We start from the raw sequence: 20,415 nt of genomic DNA on the forward strand, positions 1-20,415 counted from the left end.
CGAGCTTGCCTCGCGAGCTTTTGATCCAGGAAAAGCTCGCTCCTGCAGGTTTGGGTTCAGGACCTGGCCATGATTGAGGTGAATAACTCGCTTGCCAGAAACCGCTCCAGCCACGCTCTCAGGCGCGGGTAGGGTGCTTGCTCGAACCAGTCTCGATCGACGTGGGCAAACTGCCGCACAAATGGCGCAAGGGCCACATCAGCCAGGCTCAATCGCGGCCCGGCGAGATACGGCGTCTGTTCAAGCAAATCTTCCAGGCGTTGTAAAAAGGCTTCCCCCTGGCCCCGGTAATACTCCATCGGGTATTCGGGATATCGGTTGGCGTATTTGTAACGATCCAGACTGGCCTTGAAGCGGCTGTCGTTTTCTTCAATCAGCTCCCCCCAGGCCCCTTGTCGCCAATGCTCCGGATCATGCTGCTCAAGTGCCCAGTGCATGATGTCCAGGCTTTGTTCGATGACCCTGCCATCGGCGCACACCAGTACCGGTACTGTGCCTTTTGGCGAGGCTGCCAGCATTTCGGCAGGTTTGGCCTTGAGGCTGACTTCCACAATCGACACCGGTACGCCGCTGTAGTGCAAGGCCATGCGCGCCCGCATGGCATAGGGGCAGCGACGGAAGGAATAGAGCAGGGTCATTTGACCTCCACGGTGCTCAGGCCGTTGCCTTGACGGCGCACTTGAATTTGCACGGGGATGCGCTCGTGCATTTCCTGGACATGGGAAATTACTCCGACTTTGCGGCCCTGGGCCTGCAGCCCATCGAGGGCATCCATTGCCAGTTGCAGCGACTCGGGATCGAGACTGCCGAAGCCTTCGTCGATAAACAGTGATTCGATTTTCAGCGTGCTGGACGCCATTGACGCCAGACCCAGGGCCAGAGCCAGTGACACCAGGAAGGTCTCACCGCCGGACAACGAGTGGACTGAACGCAGTTCGTCGCCCATTTCGGTATCCATTACCAGCAGGCCGAGCATGCTGCCGCCGCGTTTGAGGCGATAGCGGCGCACCAGTTGGCGCAGCTGTGCATTGGCGTGGTGCACCAGCAAATCGAGGTTGTAGGCCTGAGCGATTTTGCGGAAGGTGTCGCCGGTGGCGGAACCGATCAGGGCATTGAGCCGTGCCCAGCGCTGCCATTCGTCATAGGCCTGGCTGATGCGTTGCGCCAGTGCCTGGTTGGCCTCCTGGCGGCGCTGGTCTTCGGCTTGCCGGGCACGTAACTCCGCAGATTGCTGTTCGCTGGTGTTGATCAGGCCGTGCAGCTCATTCAGGGCGCTGTCCAGTGCCTGGGCGTCAAGGTTGCCGTTGGCCTGGGCCTGATGCTGATTCAGACGTTGGTCGCGCTCCTGCAACAGAACGCGGGCTTGCTCTACGGCCTTCTCGCTGTTTTGCAGTTGCAGGCGCAACTGACGCAATTGCGCTTCGTCAATGCTCAGCAACTGTTGCAAACGGCTGTCATCCAGTTCGCTGTGCTGCGCACGCCATTGCGCAACCTGAGCACTGAGGGTGCTGTGTTCCTGTTGCAGTGCGTGCTGGTGTTGCTGTTGCGCCTTGAGCTCGGCGGTCAGTTGCAGCAACTGGTTGGCGCAGGTCTGCACGGCCTGCTCTGCTTCGGTCTGGGCCACACGGGCCTGTTCCACTGCCTGTTCCAGGCTGTGTTGCCATAGTTGCGCACTGCTGTAATCGCCCAGTAGCTCATGGAGGGCCTGCTGGCCCGACTGCTGTTGCGCGGTCAGTTCGAGCACGCTGCGTTGCAGGGTTTCGAGCTCTTTAGTGATATTGGCTTGCTGATACTGCGCCCGCTCGATTTGGCTCGCCCGTTGCGCCTGCTCCGATTGTTCATCGCGCAGTTGCTCGAGTTGCGCCAGTCGATCGGCCACTTGCTGGTCAAGCGCCATAAAACAGGCTGACGGATTATCGCGCAGCGCTGCGAGAGTCGCCTCGGGCAACAGGCCGGCGAATTCCGCCAGCTCATCGCCAAGGCGCTGCTTGTCGGCTTGCAGGTGCAGGCGTTGCTCGGCCAGCTGTTGCGCGGCCATCTGGCTGGCCTCGGTACTGCGCTGCACTTGCTGCTGTAATTGTGCGGCTTCTTTTTGCAGGGCCAGCAGGGTGTTCTGGCGCTGTTGATCCTGGTTGATGCTGTGTTGCAACTGGCCCAGGCGCTGGGTCAGCCACTGCTCACGCCTGGCCGGATCTTGTGCCAGCCATTGCGGATACAGCGGATGCGCCTCAAGGCCGGGAGCCAGGGCCTGTTGTTCGTCGAGGATGTGCTGATGTTGCTGGAGGAACTCGCGGTGCTGGGCGTTCACCCCGCCGACTTTTTCGCGCAACTGAATCAAGGTTTCTTTAAGGCCGTCGACCACCTTGCGGGCGCTGGCCTCTTCTTCCTCGTCAAAGCGTGAAAGGCTCTGCAACAGTACTTCTGGCTGGTGATAGGGGTGCTCATGACTGCCGCAAACCGGACACGGCTGGTCATCCTGCAGCCGGGCGCGCAGTTCTTCGACGCTGGCGCTGCGAGCCAGTCGCTGGCGTTCCAGTAGCTGTTGGGTGACCAGCAGGGCCTGCTCGGCCGACTCGAATTGTTTCTTGGTCGCGGTGCCTTGTTCGATCAGCTGTTCGCGTTCGGTCTGCAGGGTCTGCAGCTTGAGTTGTAACCCCTGCAAGCGGGCCTCCAGTGCAAGCTGGCTGCTGCACAGGCGCTGCAAGTCTTCGAACGCGCGTTGTTGCTGATGGTTGTCGGAGAGCAGGCTGCCCAGGGTCTGGATTTGCTCATTGACGGCCTGCGGCTCGGCTTCGGCCTCCTGGAACAGTATTTCCAGAGTGTTGCGCAATTCGTTGAGTTGTTGCGCCGCCAGCTGCGCCCGTTGTTCAAGGGCGGGCAGTTCTTTATTACCGGTGCCGAGGTTGTTGCTCAGGCGAACCAGTTGCTGCAGGCGCGGGCGATAGGCGTCCCAGGCATTGGCCAATGGCGTCAGTTCAGCACTTTGCTCCAGTTGCCGGGTGATGTGCTCAATGCGCCCGGCACCTTGTTGCTGGTGCTCGACCATCCGGGCCAGCCCTTGCTGGCCCTCGTCACAGGCCTGTTGCGCTTGTTGCATGAGGACTTGCTGGGCGTCGAGGGCTTGCGTCAGGCGACTGAGGTTGGCCTGGGCCAAATGTGCCTGCTGCACCCGGGGTGCGCACTCGCGTTGTCGGGCCTGAGCCTGGGTGGCCTCCAGTTGCGCTGTTTGTAGCGCTTGTTGCAGTTGCCCCTGGCGCTGGTTGAGTGCGGTTTGTTGCTGCAGATGAGCAGCAATGTGTGCGGCCAGCGGGCTGAGCTGTGCCTCAAGCTCGGCCAGTCGGGCAAATTGATGGCGTTGCGGTGCCAATTGCTCCAGCAGGTTGAGGGTCTGGCGCTGGTCGGCCTGGCTCTGCCACAGGGTTTGCGCCTGTTGCAGTTGCTCGGCGGCACTGTGTTGTTGCTCTTGCAGCTCGCGCAGGGTTTTAAGCCAGCTGTGCTGTTGCTCCAGCTGCTTGAGCTGGCTCTGCCGGTTTTTCAGCTGTTGCCGGGCTTCGTCGTACTGCTGGTCCAATTCGACGCGGGCTTCAGGGGTCAAGGGGGTCACACCAACGGCCTGGTCCAGCAACTGCTTGTGGTTGTCCCGGGCTTCTTTGGCCTTGTCGAAGGCCCGTTTACCCAGCCGGGTGTAGAGCGCGGTGTCGGTGAGTTTTTCCAGCAGTTCGCTGCGCTCGTTGTCATCGGCTTTGAGAAAGGCGCTGAACTCGCTCTGGGCCAGCATCACGGCGCGGGTGAACTGCTCGAAGTTGAGCCCCAGACGCGCTTCGAGCTGCACTTTGTAATCGCCTTTCTGGCTGGCCAGCAGTTGGTCGCTGTCGAGGTCGCGCAGGCTTTGGCGGCTGGCCTGCAGTTTGCCGGCGGCTTTCTCCCGGGCGCGGTTGGCTTCCCAGCGGGCCCGGTAACGGCGGCCGTCGATGCCGACAAAGTCGACTTCGGCATAGCCTTCACCGGTGCCGCGACGCAGCAGGGTACGAGGGTCGCCGGTGGCCACTTCGCCATCGGCATCCGGCACCTTGGCATCGCGCCCGGTGTTGCTCAGGCGCGGAACGGCACCAAACAGTGCCAGGCACAATGCGTCGAGCAAGGTACTTTTGCCGGCCCCGGTGGGGCCGGTTATGGCAAACAGTCCGGCACTGGCCAGGGGCTCGGCGGTGAAGTCCAGCTCAAAGGGGCCGGCCAGCGAGGCGAGGTTCTTCAGGCGAATGGCCAGGATTTTCATGGTTGTTCACCTTCCAGCTGTACTTCTTGCAGCAACAGCGCGAAGTCGTTGAGGGTTTGCTCGTCGGCTTCACTGCCGTAATTTTCCTGCCAGGCGCGGCTGAACAGTTCCCGGGGAGTCAGTTGATCGAGTTCGATCAGGCCATTGGCGTCATCCTCGTCGGCGCGCCGACCACTGCCGGCGTACTCGGCAGCGATGCGCACCAGGCGAACCGATTTTCCCTGCAGCGCGGTTTCAATTTGCTGGCGCAGATCGGGTTGCGGCTCGTCAAGTTTGACCCGTACTTCGAGCCAGGGCTGACGCTGGGGATCGGCCAGCAAGTCGATGTCTGGCAGTTCGGCCAGTTGCTCAAGGACTTGCGCCAAGGGGGCCGGGCCAATGCGCTGCAGGTTGACGGCCCGCGGGATCAGGCGCGGTTCGACACTGACCAGGGTTTCGCCATCCAGTTGCACATCGAGGATTTGATGTTGGTAGCCGATTTCCGAGAATGACAACGGAATTGGAGATCCGCAGTAGCGAATGCGTTCTTCACCATTCACTCGCTGGGGTTTATGCAAATGCCCCAGGGCGACATAGCTGATGCTGGGGCCGAACAGGCTGGCGGGCAGGGCTTCGGCGTTGCCGATGATCAGGCTGCGCTCGGAGTCTTGCGAGACCGAACCGCCGGCCATGTGCGCATGGCTGATGGCGATCAGGGCCTGGCCTGGCTTGCGCCGGGCGTTGGCGGCGGCGATCAGCCATTCATGGACCTGGCCGATGCCGCGCAGGTAGTCATCCCCCAGATGGGCGCCGGTGACTTCGGCGGGCCGCAGAAACGGCAGCGCCAGGCACCAGCCGGCAATTTCGCCAGAGGCATCGGGGAGCGGGATCAGCAGGCGTTCTGCGTCCAGCCGCCCGTCGTCGAGCCACAGCACCCGGCCCAGGGCATGGGCCCGCAGGCGGCGCATCAAGGGAGCCGGCAGCTCAATCCGGGATCCGGAGTCGTGGTTGCCGGCAATCATCACGATGGTCAGGCCGGGCTGTTGCTCATGGGCGCTGACGATAAAGTCGTAGAGCCGTTCCTGGGCTTTGACCGGCGGGTTGACGGTGTCGAAGATGTCACCGGCAATCAGCAGCACGTCCGGTTGCTGGTCGGCCAGTTGGCTCAATAGCCAGCTCAGAAAGCAAGCGTGTTCGAAGTCGCGTTCCTGGCCATGGAGGTTTTGCCCCAGGTGCCAGTCGGAAGTGTGAAACAGGCGCATGACAGAGTCCGTAAAAAATGGGCTTCGTCCAGCGCAGGCTGGACGCAAAACCGGCCCCGGTACACACACGGGCGCGGGGCCGGCTGGAAATTATTTGGGGTAGAGCGGTGGCAGGCTGCTCGGCTCGCTGCCCGCATCGTGCTCACGTTCGGCGGCAGGAATGCTGCGAATGGCCTTCCACAGTTCTTCACCCTGCCAGTGCTGACCGGTTTCGCTGTAGAGCGCGCCATTGAGACCATCCAGGGCATCGGACAGCAGTACAAACCGCGCGGCCATTTCGGCCAGGGTTTCCGGCTGTTGCCGGGCCCAGGCATCGAGTGCCTGGCGGGTGGCCTGCGGGTCGTTGGCAAGGCAGGCACGCTTGAGATCATCGAGCAGGGTGCGGGGGCTGGGACCGGTTTGCGCGGCCCGTAAAATGGCCGGCTGCCAGCGCGCGCGCCACCACAGGCCGAAACCTGCGAGGGTGGTGCAGGCGAGGATAAAGGTGCTCAGTTGCCAGCGCCACAATGTGGAGTCGTCATTCATTGCCGCAGGCAGGGTGCTGACCGGTGTATCCAGCGCCAGATTCGGGTTGGCGGCTACCTGTAAGGTCCGTGCAGGCAGGTAACTACGTTCCAGGCTGTCTTCATGGGTGTTCCACCAGACCACTTCGACGGCAGGCAATTCAACCTGGCCGACCCGGGAGGGGACCAGAGCCTCGCGTTCTTCACGGCTGCCCACCAGGCCGTTTTCGGTGATCTGATTGCTTAGTTGCGGCAGGTCCGGGTAGCGGCGCAATCCGTTTACATCGGTGGCGGGCAGGGGCGGCAGCTGGGCGCTGGACAGACCTTCAGCCTTGAGGGTGAGGGTACGGGTCAATGATTCGCCGACCTGGCAGTGATCCGGCTCGGGGTTCCACGACTCACTGACGCTAAGGCTGCGTGCTGGCAGCCAGGGCGAGTTGGCCGGATAGTCCGCAGGTTTGGGTTTGACCGTCAGCGGGATGTCGGCTGTGCTCACATGCACCATTTTTCCAGGCTTGGGGCCCAGCGGGGCAGGGGCGGCGGCTTGCTGGCTGTCAACCTGGGTAGCGCTGAACGTCTGGGCCGGGATGATCAGCTCGCCGCTTTTCTGCGGGTAAATGCCGTAGCGCAGTTCAATCACGCCGTGGCGTACCCCATTGATCAATTTCTCGTAGGTCCGCGACTCGCCCAGTTGTTCGACAATGGCGTCTGTCAGGTGCAAGGGGGTCAGGCTGCTGTCGTCGTACAGGGCAACCGAGTGGTAGATGCGCAGGGTCAGTATTGCCTGGGCCTGAACGTAGACGCTTGGCTGGTCGAGGACGGCTTCGATAAATACCGGCGCCAGCTCGTTGTCGCTGCGGATGCTTTGAGTGACCGTCAGGCTGATGGGCAGGCTGTGGTAGGCACCGACCTGCAGCGGCGGAATAATCACGGTGCCGGTGCTTTTGGGCTGCAAGGTGATGATCCAGCGGGTGTTGGCCTTGTTGTCTTCGCTGAGGTCGGTCAGTTGGTTGACCTGGCGCGTACCCCGGACATCGAACAGGGCCTGGAGCGGTGTCAGATCCGGTTTGCCGAACAGGGTGGCGTCGTTTGATTGAAGGGTCAGCTCGACGGTTTCGCCGGAGTTGAGTTGATTGCGATCAACACTGGCAACCAGCCCGAGCGCATGGGCCGGCACGGTCCAGCAGCAGAGCAGGAGAAGCAAGGCGCAAATGCGGTTCATTGGGGCGAGTCCTGATGTTGCTGCTGTTCGTACCAAAATTTCCGTCGCAACAATTCGCTGGGGTTGTCGGGAATCTGTCTGAGCCATTGTTCCAGTGCCTGGCGATGCTCCTCGTCCAGGTGGTCTGACGTCGGCGCCGGGGGGCGGGTGGTCGTATCGTCGGTGGATTCGCTGCCGGGCTCTGGATTGCTGGCTGGCGGAGGCGGTTCCGGGGAATCGTTGTTGTTTGCCGCAGCATCCGGCTCGGTGGCCGAACTGTTTTCCTGCTGCTGCGCGCTGTCACCCGAGGCGCTGCTGTTACGGGTGCTGATGGCAGGCGCCGGTTCCGGTTCTGAGTCAGTCTCGGGTTTGTTGTCGGCCGGCGGAGTGGCCTCGGCGTTTTTTTGTTCGAGCACTTTTTCGATCAGGGCTTTGTTCTGTGCCGCTACCTGCAAGTCCGGTTGCAACTCCAGAGCTTGTTCATAGGCGTCGATGGCCGCTTCCAGTTGACCGCCCTTGGCCAGCGCATTGCCGCGATTATAGTGGGCGCTGGCGGTGTTGGACTCGGCAAAGCGCTGAGCCGCAGCGGCGTAATCGCCCGCTTGATACAGGGCAACGCCTTGCCATTGCGCGTCCTCGAAGTGCTCGACGGCTTGCAACGGTTTCTTCTGCTCCAGTAAACGCTGACCTTGCTGGTCGGGGCGCAGCCACAGGTCGGTGAAGCTCATGGCGTAACCGGGCTGGGGCAGCATCAATAACAACGGCAGGCACAGCAGCCAGCCGCGGCGGCCTGCGCAGGCTGCCAACAGCAACAGTGGCAGCAGCAACCAGTAGCCCTGGTCGGCCCAGGTGTCCAGTTGCAGGGTCTGGCCGTTATTGCGTAACTGCCGGGGCCCGTCGAGCAGGCCCAGGCCGCGCAAGTCGTTGTCGTCCAGGCGCGCCTGGCGGTAGCGGCCGTCAACTTCGAGGGCGAAGGCCCGCAGGGCCGCGCTGTCGAGACGGGGCATGAGGATGGCGCCCTGGTCGTCCTTGAGAAACTGGCCGTTTTCATCAACCACCGGCGCACCCTCACGACTGCCGATGCCGAGCATCAGTAACTGCGGGGTATGGCCCTTCAAGACCTGGCTGATGCCCTCGCGCTCCTGTTCGCTGAGCGATGAGGTGATAAGCAGCAAGCGGCCCTGGCCCAGGGCCCCCTGATCCAGCAGCTTGAGGGCTTTGGCCACCGCCAGATCGGCGCGATGGCCCGGCTGCGGCATGATGGAGGGCTTGAGCGCTTCGAGCAGGTTGCGGCTGGTGGACAGGTCATCGGACAGCGGCACCAGGGTATGGGCGCTGCCGGCGTAGACAATGACGGCCGTTTGCGCATCGCTGCGGCTTTGCAACAGGTCGTAGAGTTTGCGTCGCGCCTGCTCCAGCCGGTTTGGATTTTTGTCCGTGGCCAGCATCTCCGGAGTGAGCTGCAACATCACCACCAACGGATCGGCAGGCTTTTGGGTGGATTGCTCAACCCGCTCCCAGCTTGGGCCCAGCAGTGCCAGCAGGGCTAGCAGCCAGGCCAGTCCCAGGGCGATCCAGGGCAGTTTGCTGTTACGCCCGCTGCCGCCACTGAGCAGTACGCGATGGAAGGCCACCGGCAGAATCATCTGCCAGCGCCCCGCACGTTTTTGTCGGTGCCAGAGTTTCCACAGCAACCAGCACAGCAGCGGCAAGAGCAACAGCCATTCGGGACGGAACCAGTGGGGCCAGAGCGTGCTCATCGGCGCCTCCGCAGACGCAGACGTTTGAGCTGCGAACGCCAGTGAGGATGTTGTTGCAGAAAATGTTCCTTGCTCAGCCAGCGTTGCAGTGGATTGTTTGGCCACAGTTCCCGTATCACCAGCAGCACGCTCAGCAGCAGGGCACCGGCCAATGGCCAGCTGTAAAGTGCCTGTACCGGACGGGCCTGGGTCGGCTGCTGGGCGACGGGCTCCAGTCGGTCGAGGGTGTCTTTGATGGCGGCCAGCTCCTGACCATCGCGGGCCCGGAAGTACTGACCGCCGGTGACTTTGGCAATTTCCTGCAGGGCCGGTTCGTCCAGATCCACCCCGGGATTGATGCTGAACATGCCCTTGGCACTGCTTTGGGCAGGGTCGGCGCCGATGCCGATCGGATAAATTCTGACCCCTTCCTCGGCGGCAAGGCGGGCGGCAGTCAGCGGGTCGATCTGCCCGCCGTTGTTGGCCCCGTCGGTCACCAGAATCAACACTCGACTCTGTGCCGGGCGCTGGCGCAAGCGCTTGAGGGCCAGGCCAATGGCGTCGCCGATGGCGGTGTTTTTACCGGCAATGCCGATTCGCGCTTCATCCAGCCAGGTGTGGACGGTGTGGCGGTCGAAGGTCAAAGGCGCTTGCAGATAGGCCTGACTGCCGAACAGGATCAGGCCTACGCGGTCGCCTTCGCGGTTTTCCAGGAAGTCCCCGAGCAGGCTTTTGACCAGATCGAGACGACTGATGTCTTCGTTGTGCCATTGCATGTCGGGGAAGTCCATGGAGCCGGAAACATCCACCGCCACCAGCAAATCCCGGCCGCTGGCGGCAATGGGCAGTGGCTCACCCAGCCACTGTGGCCGCGCGGCAGCGGTCAGCAGCAGCAGCCATAAGAGCAAAAACGGAATTTGCTGGCGCAATGAAGGCATTGTTGCGCGGGCTTTGCGCCGGGCCAGCTCTTCCAGGTCAGACAGAAAACTGACTTTGAGTGCGGCCTCGCCGCTGTCGGCGGCCGGCAGCACCAGGCGCATCAGCCAGGGCAGCGGCAACAGGGCGAACAGCCAGGGCCAGGCGAACTCAAACATGTTTGCGAATCCAGGTTTCAACCGCTTGATTGAGGCCGGCAATCGCCTTGTCATCAAGCTTGCATTCGGGCTTGTAGGCCCCTTCAACCAGCACCATCCAGCGCGTCAGACCGGCCGCCGGACAGCGGTTGTCGAGGAATGCCAGCCATTTTCGGCCATTGAGCGTGTGGCTCTGGCTGTAGGGGTAGTGGTTGCGGCACAGGCGTTTGAGCAGGCCGTTGAGTTGTTGCAGCCAGGCTCCGGCCGGTGCGCCGTCGTAGGGTTTGGGGAAACCTGCAAGCTCTTCAAGCGCCGCCAGCCGCACCGGGTCCAGAGGCTGCTCGGCCCTGCGCGGCTGGCGCTTGACCGGCAGATACCGGCGTAGCCACCACAGGCCCCAGGCCAGGGCCGCAAGGAGGATCAGCAGCAGCCACCAGCCGGGCGCAGGCGGCCAGAAGCCGATCACGGGCGGCTGGATCAGGGGCTGCAACTGTTCCAGGTCTTTCATAATGGTTTGCCGGGGCGTTTGGCGTTCAGGTATTCACGCAATTGCTCGATCATTTCACTTTGTGTGCTCAACGGCATCAGCATCACGCTCAATTTTTGTGCCAGCAACGCCCAGCGCGCAATACGTGCTTCGCCCTGGGCGCGATAGGCCTGACGCAAGTCGTAGTTGAGGGTGTCCAGCTCCAGCTGTGCTCCGCGTTCGGCAAAGCGCAGCAGGCCGGCAGCGGGCAGGGCGTGGTCCAGCGGGTCGGACAGCGGCAGCAGCATCAAGTCGCAATGGCGGGCCAGCAGGCTCAGTTGCTGCTCGGCGGCGTCGGTGAGCGCGCGCTCATCGCAAATCACAATCACCAGGCTGCCGGGGCGCAGCACTTCCCGCGCCCGGATCAGCGCCATGCCCAGGGCATCGCGGTCGGACTGCACTTCGGTGTGCAGCGACTGGTTGACCCGTACCAGACGGTTAAGCAGTTGCAGCAGGCTCTGCTTGCTGCGCCGGGGTTTGATTTCGTAATGTTCGTGGTCGCCGAATACCAGTCCGCCCACCCGGTCGTTGTGCCCCAGTGCCGCCCAGCCGATCAGACTGGCAGCCTGGGCTGCAAGCACCGACTTGAACATCAGACCCGAGCCAAAGAACAGCCGCCGGCTTTGTTCAGCGAGAATGAAGATCGGCCGTTCGCGCTCTTCATGGAACATTTTGGTGTGCGGCTCCTGGGTGCGAGCCGTGACGCGCCAGTCGATGGTGCGCACATCGTCACCGGCCTGATAGACCCGTACCTGATCGAAATCCACACCGCGGCCGCGCAATTTTGAATGGTGCAGGCCCGCCATCGGGCTGCGCTGGCCAGGGGAGGCGAACAGTTGTACTTCGCGCACCCGGTGCCGCATCTCGATCAGTTCGGCAAGGGTGACGCGAATGCCGGGCTCGGCGGGCAGGGGGTTGTTCATGGGTCAGGCGACGGCAACGACGTCAAGGATGCGCTGCACCACACGGTCCTGGTCGATACCGGCGGCTTCAGCTTCGAACGACAAAATGATCCGGTGACGCAGAACGTCAAACAACACGGCCTGAATGTCTTCGGGGCTGACGAAGTCGCGTCCGGCCAGCCAGGCATGCGCCCGGGCACAGCGGTCCAGGGCAATCGAGCCGCGGGGGCTTGCGCCATAGGCGATCCAGTCGGCCATTTCCGGGTCGAACTTGCCCGGAGTACGGGTGGCCATGACCAGTTGCACCAGGTATTCCTCTACTGCATCGGCCATGTACAGGCCGAGGATTTCCTTGCGTGCAGCAAAAATGGCTTGCTGGCTGACCCGGCGCTCGGGTTTGGTTTCACCGTTGAGCGCTTCGCCGCGGGCCTGCTGCAGGATGCGCCGTTCTACAGCCGCATCGGGGAAGCCGATTTTGACGTGCATCAGGAAGCGGTCGAGCTGGGCTTCGGGCAACGGATAGGTGCCTTCCTGCTCGATCGGGTTTTGCGTGGCCATCACCAGGAACAGCGGCGACAGTTCGTAGGTGCTGCGCCCGACACTGACCTGGCGCTCGGCCATGGCTTCGAGCAATGCCGACTGAACCTTGGCCGGCGCGCGATTGATTTCATCCGCCAGCACCAGATTGTGGAAAATCGGCCCTTGCTGGAAGACGAAACTGCCGGTCTCCGGACGATAGATTTCAGTCCCGGTGATGTCGGCGGGGAGCAGGTCGGGGGTGAACTGAATTCGATGGAACTGCGCTTCAATCCCTTCCGCCAATTCTTTGATGGCCTTGGTTTTTGCAAGGCCGGGCGCACCCTCGACCAGCATGTGGCCGTCAGCCAGCAGCGCGATCAGCAGGCGGTCGATGAGTTTTTCCTGACCGAGAATCTGCGTTGAGAGAAAGGTTCGCAGCGCAAGCAGCGCTTCACGATGTTCCATCGTTGACTGTTCCTGAAAAGGACACCGACGGCGCAAGAGTTACGCCGGGGCTGGGGCCGTTACTTTAATCCATTGGAGGGGTCGCGGACTAATCGCAGGGGGAGCTTTTTAAGGAAAAATCCGATATTTAAGGAAAAATCCGAAATCCAGGGAGTTGTTGAGAACAGTGCTCATCTGTGCCTCGCCATTACCGGCGTCTGGCCAGTGTCACCAGGGTGGCGCCGATCAAGGCGGTCAAACCGGTCAGCCACAGGATGACCGTCTGGGTGCCCAAGGGAGCTGCCAGCAGGGCAATCAGTAGTCCGGCCAAGGGTTGGGACAGGTTGTTGAGCAAACTGACCACACCCACGGTTTTGCCAAAATCCTGTGGCGGGATGACTTTCTGGCGAACACTGCGAAAGTAGATGTTGAACATCTTGTCGAAGCCGGTAATCAGCAAGAAGCCCAGGGTGTAGGCCCAGATATTCGGGCTCAGGGCGGTGATCAGCGCGCCACAGGCGATCATGGAGTAGGACAGGCTGCCCAGCACTTTCAAAGACAGGGTCGAGCGCGCCAGGTAAAACAGAATGGCAATGGTCGTCAGCGCGCCTGCGGCCTGCAAGCCGGCATAGGTCTGCTTGCCGGCCGCATATTGGCCGATGACCATGGCCGCGGAGGTGGCCAGGGTGACACCGATCAGCAGATTGACGCCGACTGCCAGGACGATGATTTTTTGCAACTCTGCCAATTGGCGGATATGCCTGAAGGCGATGCGCAATGGCTGTAGCCAGAGGTCTTGGTGTTGCTCGAAGGTTGGCAGGTTGACCCTGGTATTGCGTTGCCAGAACAGCATCGCCAGATCGGCCAGAACAAAGAGTCCGGCTACGGCCATGACCACCCAGTGCCAGGCCCAGATTTCGAGCAGCAATGCAGCTACCAGCGGCCCCAGAACCAATCCGCTCTGATCGGCGATCTGCGAGTAGGACAGGGTTTTGCCGTAGGTGTAGTGCTTGAAGATGTGCGGCATCAGCACCTCCCGGGCCATGACGCCCTGGGTGGTCAGTACCCCGCACAGTGCTGACAGGATGACCACCCAGTGAATCCCGTCGAACAGTGCGTAAAGCCCTACGGCGATGACGCAGGCAACCGCGCGATAGACCTGGCTGATGTGCAGGATGCGTACCGGGGGGTATTTGTCACAGAGTGCCCCGCAGACCGGGAACGCCAGATAGCGCGGCAAAGACTCGACAAAAAATGCCAGTCCGGCCCACGACACGCTATTGGTGGTCTGGAACACAATCAGCGGCACGATAAATAACAGGATCTGGTCGGCAAGCCGCGACACAAACAGCGAAATGAAAAAAGCCAGGTAATCCTTACGCATGCCGTTCTCGTGTCAGTGGCTAAACACCCTGTTTAGCTCAAGCGATAAAACTCCCGGGCGTTATGCCACAGGGCCCGCGCGGCGCCGTCCTCACCCAGGGCATCGCTCAACAGGACTATGTCGCTGTCTGCAAAGGGGCGGGGCGCGCGGGTCGACGGCAAGTCGCTGCCAAACATCAGTGCATGGGGGTTGGCGCTGTGAATCTGTCGCAGTACGCCGGGCAGCGCGAAATCTACCCGGCCAAAACCGCAGGCTTTGACCCGAACCCCGTGCCCGGCCAGGCGCAGCAGGCTGGGCAAGCCTTCATGGCTCAGCCCCAGGTGATCGATGCTCAGGGCTGGCAAGCGCAGCAGCCGGGTTTCAATGGCTGGCAGTTCCCGCGAGTCGATATACAACTCCGAATGCCAGCCCACGCAGTCATGCACCCTTTTGGCCAGGGATTCGAGCTGGTCCAGTTGCTCGGAACCGCCGCGCTTGAGATTGAAGCGCAAGGCGCGAACACCATGCCGGTCCAGGGTTTGCAACTGGGTATCGGTGACGCTGGCGGGCAGTTGCGTTACCCCCACGAAGCCCGGGCCCAGGCGGTTCAGTGCAGCGATCAGGTAAGTCTGATCGAAACCCTGAAAAGATCCCGAGACCACGGCCCCGCCGACGATGCCCAGGGGGCGGGTACGTTCCTGGTAATCATCGACACTGAAAAACTCGGGCATATAGCCGTTGTTCGGGATCAGCGGATAGGCGCTGTCGATGATATGGCAGTGAGCATCGAAGATCGGGCGCATGGCGGCATTACCTGCGTTTCAGGGGTAAGCAGTTGTTGTGGTCAGGTGGTTCAGCCCAGTTCGCTGACGTAGGTGCCGGTGCCTTTGAGGATGTTGTGCAGGGTTTGTTCGATTTCGGCCAGCTCGCTTGGGTCTGCGCTGTGAAGGATCTCGATATGATCGTCGCCATTGAGGGCGTCAGCGTCAGACGGACTGATTTCAATCAGCAGGCGGGTAGGGCTCAGGGTGGCTTTTACCCCTTCCAGAACCGAAGGTCCGTCAACGTCGCCGAAGGTGATTTCCAGTTCGTCTTCGTCCGGATAGCGGGTCATCAGGAACATTTCGCCCTGTTCGCTGTGGCAACACAGCATGGCCATGTTGTCTTCTTCGTCGTCGCACGGGTTGGCCATGAGGAGCGGGGTGGTGATTTGCATGGGGGGAATCCTGGCGCTGCGGGCGCATGTATCGGCTGAATAAAAGTTGATTTTGCCAGCCTGCACAGATTTATGCTGGCCTGATTGAAAATGTGTCGAAGAGTCCGGATTGCGTCGTACGAGTCATTTTTGTGACTGGCAAGGGATTTACAGGTGCTTTTCGGAATGTTTTCCCCATTGGAATGCTAGGGTTGTTCATTATCAGGCCGCAAGGTTGCGTCCCAATGACCGAATATGTCGCCGCATCGCAAGCAGGCCGGGCGGCTCAATCGTTAAGCTTCGCGGGTGATAGCTATCTTTAAAAACACAGCCTGTTCAACCGGCAGTCGTTTTTGCAGATACCCATCCTGGAACGTGAATGTGACCCCTGGGTCGCGGCCAGCTTCACCACCCTGTCATGCTGTGCTTTCAAGGTAAACTGCCAAGATATGCCCTTGCACAGTATTGGCAGCTCCCCACGCGGGAACAGCACGCGACGCTTCTCTCAATAACAAGCCCAAGCGGAGTACCACAGATGGCGTTCTTCACCGCAGCCAGCAAAGCCGACTTCCAGCATCAACTGCAAGCAGCTCTGGCCCAGCACATCAGTGAACAGGCATTGCCACAAGTAGCCCTGTTTGCCGAGCAATTCTTCGGCATCATTTCCCTGGACGAACTCACGCAACGTCGAATGTCCGACCTGGCCGGCTGTACGCTGTCGGCCTGGCGTCTGCTGGAACGCTTCGATCCGGCGCAGCCGCAAGTGCGGGTCTATAACCCTGATTACGAGCGCCATGGCTGGCAGTCGACCCACACCGCCGTAGAAGTACTGCATCACGATTTGCCGTTTCTGGTGGATTCGGTACGTACCGAGCTGAACCGCCGCGGTTACAGCATCCACACCCTGCAGACCACGGTGTTGAGCGTTCGCCGCGGCAGCAAAGGCGAGTTGCTGGAAATTCTGCCCAAGGGCACCAGTGGCGAAGGCGTCTCGCAAGAGTCGCTGATGTACCTGGAAATCGATCGCTGCTCCAATGCCGCTGAATTGAATGTGCTGAGCAAGGAACTGGAACAGGTTCTGGGTGAAGTGCGCGTCGCCGTGGCTGATTTCGAGCCAATGAAAGACAAGGTCCAGGAGTTGCTGGCAGGTATCGACAGCTGCCAGTACGTCGTCGATGCCGACGAGAAAGCCGAAATCAAGAGCTTCCTGGAGTGGCTGGTGGGCAACCACTTCACTTTCCTGGGCTATGAAGAGTTTGTGGTACGTGACGAGGCGGATGGCGGTCATATCGAATATGACCCGCAGTCGTTCCTCGGTCTGACCAAGCTGCTGCGGGCCGGCCTGACTGCCGAAGACCTGCGCATCGAAGATTACGCCGTCAGCTACCTGCGCGAGCCGACCCTGCTGTCGTTTGCCAAGGCTGCGCACCCAAGTCGCGTACATCGCCCGGCTTACCCTGACTATGTCTCGATTCGTCAAATCGATGCCGACGGCAAGGTGATCAAGGAATGCCGCTTCATGGGCCTGTATACCTCGTCGGTATACGGCGAGAGCGTGCGGGTGATTCCTTATATCCGGCGCAAGGTTGCCGAGATCGAACGCCGTTCCGGCTTCCAGCCCAAGGCTCACCTGGGCAAGGAACTGGCTCAGGTGGTCGAAGTCCTGCCCCGTGACGATCTGTTCCAGACCCCGGTCGACGAACTGTTCACCACGGTGATGTCGATTGTACAAATCCAGGAGCGCAACAAGATTCGCGTGTTCCTGCGCAAAGACCCGTATGGCCGTTTCTGCTACTGCCTGGCCTATGTGCCACGGGACGTGTACTCCACCGAAGTGCGGCAGAAAATCCAGCAAGTGCTGATGGAGCGTCTGCAAGCTTCGGACTGCGAGTTCTGGACCTTCTTCTCCGAGTCGGTACTGGCCCGCGTGCAACTGATCCTGCGGGTCGATCCAAAAAACCGGATCGATATCGACCCGCTGATGCTGGAAAAAGAAGTGGTCCAGGCTTGCCGCAGCTGGCAGGACGATTACGCAAGCCTGGTGGTTGAAAGCTTCGGCGAAGCCAATGGCACCAAGGTGCTGTCGGACTTCCCGAAAGGCTTCCCGGCCGGCTACCGCGAGCGCTTTGCCGCGCACTCGGCCGTGGTCGACATGCAGCACCTGATGAGCCTGAGCGAGAAAAACCCGCTGGTGATGAGCTTCTACCAGCCGTTGGGTCAAAGCGCCGGCCAGGAACTGCATTGCAAGCTGTATCACGCAGATACGCCACTGGCGTTGTCTGATGTGTTGCCGATCCTGGAGAACCTGGGCTTGCGCGTACTGGGCGAGTTCCCGTACCGCCTGCGGCATGCCAATGGTCGTGAGTTCTGGATCCATGATTTTGCCTTCACCGCGGGCGAAGGCCTGAATCTGGATATCCAGCAACTCAACGACACCCTGCAGGATGCATTCGTGCATATCGTCAAGGGTGACGCCGAGAACGATGCCTTCAACCGCCTGGTACTGACCGCCGGTTTGCCGTGGCGTGATGTGGCATTGCTGCGTGCTTACGCCCGCTACCTGAAGCAGATTCGCCTGGGCTTCGACCTTGGCTATATCGCCAGCACCCTGAACAACCATACCGACATCGCCCGCGAGTTGACCCGGTTGTTCAAAACCCGCTTCTATCTGGCGCGCAAGCTGACCGCAGAAGATCTGGATGACAAGCAGCTGCGTCTGGAGCAAGCGATCCTGACTGCTCTGGATGACGTTCAGGTACTCAACGAAGACCGCATCCTGCGGCGCTATCTGGACCTGATCAAAGCAACCCTGCGGACCAACTTCTACCAGCCGGATGCCAATGGCCAGAACCGTTCGTACTTCAGCTTCAAGTTCAATCCGCACCTGATTCCCGAGCTGCCAAAGCCGGTGCCGAAGTTTGAAATCTTCGTCTACTCGCCACGGGTTGAAGGGGTTCACCTGCGTTTCGGCAACGTTGCTCGCGGTGGCTTGCGCTGGTCCGACCGTGAAGAAGACTTCCGTACCGAAGTACTGGGCCTGGTAAAGGCTCAACAGGTGAAGAACTCGGTCATTGTGCCGGTGGGCGCCAAGGGCGGTTTCGTGCCACGTCGTCTGCCACTGGGCGGCGGACGCGACGAAATCCAGGCCGAGGCGATTGCCTGCTACCGGATCTTCATTTCCGGCCTACTGGACATCACTGACAACCTCAAGGACGGCGCGTTGGTACCGCCATTGAACGTGGTCCGTCACGATGACGATGACCCGTACCTGGTGGTAGCAGCCGACAAAGGGACCGCGACCTTCTCCGACATTGCCAACGGCATTGCCATTGATTACGGCTTCTGGCTGGGTGATGCGTTTGCTTCGGGCGGTTCGGCCGGTTATGACCATAAAAAAATGGGCATTACCGCCAAAGGCGCCTGGGTGGGCGTGCAGCGCCACTTTAAAGAGCGTGGCATCAACGTTCAGCAAGACAGCATCAGCGTGGTTGGCGTCGGTGACATGGCCGGCGACGTGTTCGGCAACGGCCTGTTGATGTCCGACAAGCTGCAACTGGTCGCGGCATTCAACCACCTGCACATTTTCATCGATCCGAACCCGGAGCCGGCCAATAGCTTCGTCGAGCGTCAGCGCCTGTTTGACCTGCCGCGTTCGGCCTGGTCGGATTACGACACCAGCATCATGTCGGCAGGCGGCGGGATCTTCTCGCGCAGTGCGAAAAGCATCGCCATCTCCCCTGAGATGAAAGAGCGTTTCGCAATTACCGCCGACAAGCTGACCCCGACCGAACTGCTGAATGCCTTGCTCAAGGCGCCGGTAGATCTGTTGTGGAACGGCGGTATCGGTACTTATGTCAAAGCCAGCAGCGAAAGCCACGCCGATGTAGGCGACAAGGCCAACGACGCGTTGCGGGTAAACGGCAACGAGTTGCGCTGCAAGGTTGTGGGCGAGGGCGGCAACCTGGGCATGACCCAGTTGGGCCGTGTCGAATTCAACCTCAATGGCGGCGGTTCCAATACCGACTTCATCGACAACGCCGGTGGCGTGGACTGCTCTGACCACGAAGTGAATATCAAGATCCTGCTCAACGAAGTGGTGCAGGCTGGCGATATGACCGAGAAGCAGCGTAATCAGCTGCTGGGCAGCATGACTGATGAAGTCGGCGGCCTGGTGTTGGGCAACAACTACAAGCAGACCCAGGCCATTTCTTTGGCGGCGCGCCGTGCATACGAGCGCATTGCTGAATACAAGCGTCTGATGAGCGATCTGGAAGCCCGTGGCAAGCTGGACCGTGCCATTGAGTTCCTGCCGTCCGAAGAGCAACTCAACGAGCGCGTAGCGGCGGGCCATGGCCTGACCCGTGCCGAGCTGTCGGTGTTGATCTCGTACAGCAAGATCGACCTCAAGGAAGCCTTGCTCAACTCCCAGGTACCGGATGACGACTACCTGACCCGTGACATGGAAACCGCGTTCCCGCCGATGCTGGTCAGCAAGTTTGCCGCTGCCATGCGTCGTCACCGCCTCAAGCGTGAAATCGTCAGCACCCAGATCGCCAACGATCTGGTCAACCACATGGGCATTACCTTTGTCGAGCGGCTGAAAGAGTCGACCGGCATGAGTGCTGCCAATGTGGCGGGTGCTTATGTGATCGTGCGCGACATCTTCCATCTCCCGCACTGGTTCCGTCAGATCGAAGCTCTGGATTACCAGGTTCCGGCCGAAATCCAGCTGGCGCTGATGGACGAGTTGATGCGTCTGGGTCGTCGTGCCACCCGCTGGTTCCTGCGCAGTCGTCGCAACGAACTGGATGCGGCACGTGATGTGGCGCATTTCGGCCCGCATCTGGCGGCGTTGGGGCTCAAGCTCGACGAACTGCTGGAAGGTGCAACCCGCGAGGGCTGGCAGACCCGCTACCAGGCTTACGTCGCAGCCGGTGTACCGGAGTTGCTGGCGCGGATGGTGGCTGGTACTACGCACCTGTACACCTTGCTGCCGATCATCGAGGCTTCGGATGTGACCGGCCAGAATGCTGCGGATGTGGCCAAGGCGTACTTCGCCGTCGGCAGTGCGCTGGATCTGACCTGGTACCTGCAGCAAATCAGCAACCTGCCGGTAGAGAACAACTGGCAGGCGCTGGCCCGTGAAGCGTTCCGTGATGATATCGACTGGCAGCAGCGTGCAATTACCGTCTCGGTACTGCAAATGGCTGATGCCCCGACTGAAATCGAAGCGCGTCTGGCATTGTGGCTTGAGCAGAACAACTCGATGGTTGAGCGCTGGCGCTCGATGCTGGTGGATCTGCGTGCCGCCACCGGCAATGACTACGCAATGTATGCGGTAGCCAACCGTGAGCTGCTCGACCTGGCGTTGAGTGGTCAATCAGGGCTCTGACAGCCTGAGCAATAAAAAAAGCCCCGACTCGATTGAGTCGG

The 20,415-nt window shown here is 60.9% G+C and carries 13 protein-coding genes; 1 reads left to right on the forward strand and 12 read right to left on the reverse strand.

The annotated features are described in order from the left end of the window. Positions 1-56 precede the first annotated feature (56 nt). From FEZ21_RS13045 to FEZ21_RS13100, 12 genes are all read right to left on the reverse strand, one after another. Positions 57-638, reverse strand: a complete 582-nt coding sequence (locus FEZ21_RS13045) for a glutathione S-transferase (protein ID WP_003444738.1) — start codon at positions 636-638, stop codon at positions 57-59. Beyond that, positions 635-4,276: an AAA family ATPase gene (locus tag FEZ21_RS13050; RefSeq protein WP_160627386.1), complete on the reverse strand. Its 3,642-nt coding sequence runs from the start codon at positions 4,274-4,276 to the stop codon at positions 635-637. Before FEZ21_RS13050 ends, FEZ21_RS13045 begins: the two co-directional genes overlap by 4 nt. Next, the gene (locus tag FEZ21_RS13055; RefSeq protein ID WP_003444736.1) at positions 4,273-5,517 is read right to left on the reverse strand and encodes an exonuclease SbcCD subunit D C-terminal domain-containing protein; all 1,245 of its coding nucleotides are present in this window, start codon (positions 5,515-5,517) and stop codon (positions 4,273-4,275) included. The genes FEZ21_RS13050 and FEZ21_RS13055 overlap by 4 nt, the downstream gene beginning before the upstream one ends. Before the next feature lie 90 nt (positions 5,518-5,607). Further along, entirely contained in the window at positions 5,608-7,242 is a 1,635-nt protein-coding gene (locus tag FEZ21_RS13060) for a BatD family protein (RefSeq protein WP_160627388.1), read from the reverse strand. Further along, entirely contained in the window at positions 7,239-8,981 is a 1,743-nt protein-coding gene (locus FEZ21_RS13065; RefSeq protein WP_160627390.1) for a VWA domain-containing protein, read from the reverse strand. The genes FEZ21_RS13060 and FEZ21_RS13065 overlap by 4 nt, the downstream gene beginning before the upstream one ends. Continuing rightward, positions 8,978-10,054 (reverse strand): VWA domain-containing protein, encoded by a 1,077-nt coding sequence (locus FEZ21_RS13070; protein ID WP_010657353.1) that lies wholly within the window; start codon positions 10,052-10,054, stop codon positions 8,978-8,980. The genes FEZ21_RS13065 and FEZ21_RS13070 overlap by 4 nt, the downstream gene beginning before the upstream one ends. Beyond that, positions 10,047-10,541 (reverse strand): DUF4381 domain-containing protein, encoded by a 495-nt coding sequence (locus FEZ21_RS13075; protein ID WP_003444728.1) that lies wholly within the window; start codon positions 10,539-10,541, stop codon positions 10,047-10,049. The genes FEZ21_RS13070 and FEZ21_RS13075 overlap by 8 nt, the downstream gene beginning before the upstream one ends. Then, positions 10,538-11,482 (reverse strand): DUF58 domain-containing protein, encoded by a 945-nt coding sequence (locus FEZ21_RS13080; RefSeq protein ID WP_003444727.1) that lies wholly within the window; start codon positions 11,480-11,482, stop codon positions 10,538-10,540. The genes FEZ21_RS13075 and FEZ21_RS13080 overlap by 4 nt, the downstream gene beginning before the upstream one ends. A gap of 3 nt (positions 11,483-11,485) precedes the next feature. After that, the gene (locus tag FEZ21_RS13085) at positions 11,486-12,445 is read right to left on the reverse strand and encodes a MoxR family ATPase (RefSeq protein WP_003444726.1); all 960 of its coding nucleotides are present in this window, start codon (positions 12,443-12,445) and stop codon (positions 11,486-11,488) included. A 187-nt stretch (positions 12,446-12,632) separates the two neighbouring features. After that, positions 12,633-13,808, reverse strand: a complete 1,176-nt coding sequence (locus FEZ21_RS13090; protein ID WP_160627392.1) for an MFS transporter — start codon at positions 13,806-13,808, stop codon at positions 12,633-12,635. Between the two features lie 32 nt (positions 13,809-13,840). Beyond that, complete coding sequence (locus FEZ21_RS13095; protein ID WP_160627394.1) at positions 13,841-14,590, reverse strand: amidohydrolase; 750 nt, start codon at positions 14,588-14,590, stop codon at positions 13,841-13,843. Positions 14,591-14,640: 50 nt separating this feature from the next. Next, positions 14,641-15,003, reverse strand: a complete 363-nt coding sequence (locus FEZ21_RS13100; protein WP_003444723.1) for a hypothetical protein — start codon at positions 15,001-15,003, stop codon at positions 14,641-14,643. Positions 15,004-15,517: 514 nt separating this feature from the next. Between FEZ21_RS13100 and FEZ21_RS13105 the strand changes: the two genes are divergently transcribed. After that, positions 15,518-20,374 (forward strand): NAD-glutamate dehydrogenase, encoded by a 4,857-nt coding sequence (locus tag FEZ21_RS13105; protein WP_003444722.1) that lies wholly within the window; start codon positions 15,518-15,520, stop codon positions 20,372-20,374. Positions 20,375-20,415: the final 41 nt, after the last annotated feature.

This window comes from Pseudomonas sp. 9.1(2019) (assembly GCF_009910445.1).
Lineage (GTDB): Bacteria > Pseudomonadota > Gammaproteobacteria > Pseudomonadales > Pseudomonadaceae > Aquipseudomonas > Aquipseudomonas paraversuta.

What these genes read in the sequence shown, in the direction of transcription:
- FEZ21_RS13045 (WP_003444738.1), bottom strand. Translation starts at nt 638, where the DNA reads ATGACCCTGCTCTATTCCTTCCGTCGCTGCCCCTATGCCATGCGGGCG.
- FEZ21_RS13050 (WP_160627386.1), bottom strand. Translation starts at nt 4,276, where the DNA reads ATGAAAATCCTGGCCATTCGCCTGAAGAACCTCGCCTCGCTGGCCGGC.
- FEZ21_RS13055 (WP_003444736.1), bottom strand. Translation starts at nt 5,517, where the DNA reads ATGCGCCTGTTTCACACTTCCGACTGGCACCTGGGGCAAAACCTCCAT.
- FEZ21_RS13060 (WP_160627388.1), bottom strand. Translation starts at nt 7,242, where the DNA reads ATGAACCGCATTTGCGCCTTGCTTCTCCTGCTCTGCTGCTGGACCGTG.
- FEZ21_RS13065 (WP_160627390.1), bottom strand. Translation starts at nt 8,981, where the DNA reads ATGAGCACGCTCTGGCCCCACTGGTTCCGTCCCGAATGGCTGTTGCTC.
- FEZ21_RS13070 (WP_010657353.1), bottom strand. Translation starts at nt 10,054, where the DNA reads ATGTTTGAGTTCGCCTGGCCCTGGCTGTTCGCCCTGTTGCCGCTGCCC.
- FEZ21_RS13075 (WP_003444728.1), bottom strand. Translation starts at nt 10,541, where the DNA reads ATGAAAGACCTGGAACAGTTGCAGCCCCTGATCCAGCCGCCCGTGATC.
- FEZ21_RS13080 (WP_003444727.1), bottom strand. Translation starts at nt 11,482, where the DNA reads ATGAACAACCCCCTGCCCGCCGAGCCCGGCATTCGCGTCACCCTTGCC.
- FEZ21_RS13085 (WP_003444726.1), bottom strand. Translation starts at nt 12,445, where the DNA reads ATGGAACATCGTGAAGCGCTGCTTGCGCTGCGAACCTTTCTCTCAACG.
- FEZ21_RS13090 (WP_160627392.1), bottom strand. Translation starts at nt 13,808, where the DNA reads ATGCGTAAGGATTACCTGGCTTTTTTCATTTCGCTGTTTGTGTCGCGG.
- FEZ21_RS13095 (WP_160627394.1), bottom strand. Translation starts at nt 14,590, where the DNA reads ATGCGCCCGATCTTCGATGCTCACTGCCATATCATCGACAGCGCCTAT.
- FEZ21_RS13100 (WP_003444723.1), bottom strand. Translation starts at nt 15,003, where the DNA reads ATGCAAATCACCACCCCGCTCCTCATGGCCAACCCGTGCGACGACGAA.
- FEZ21_RS13105 (WP_003444722.1), top strand. Translation starts at nt 15,518, where the DNA reads ATGGCGTTCTTCACCGCAGCCAGCAAAGCCGACTTCCAGCATCAACTG.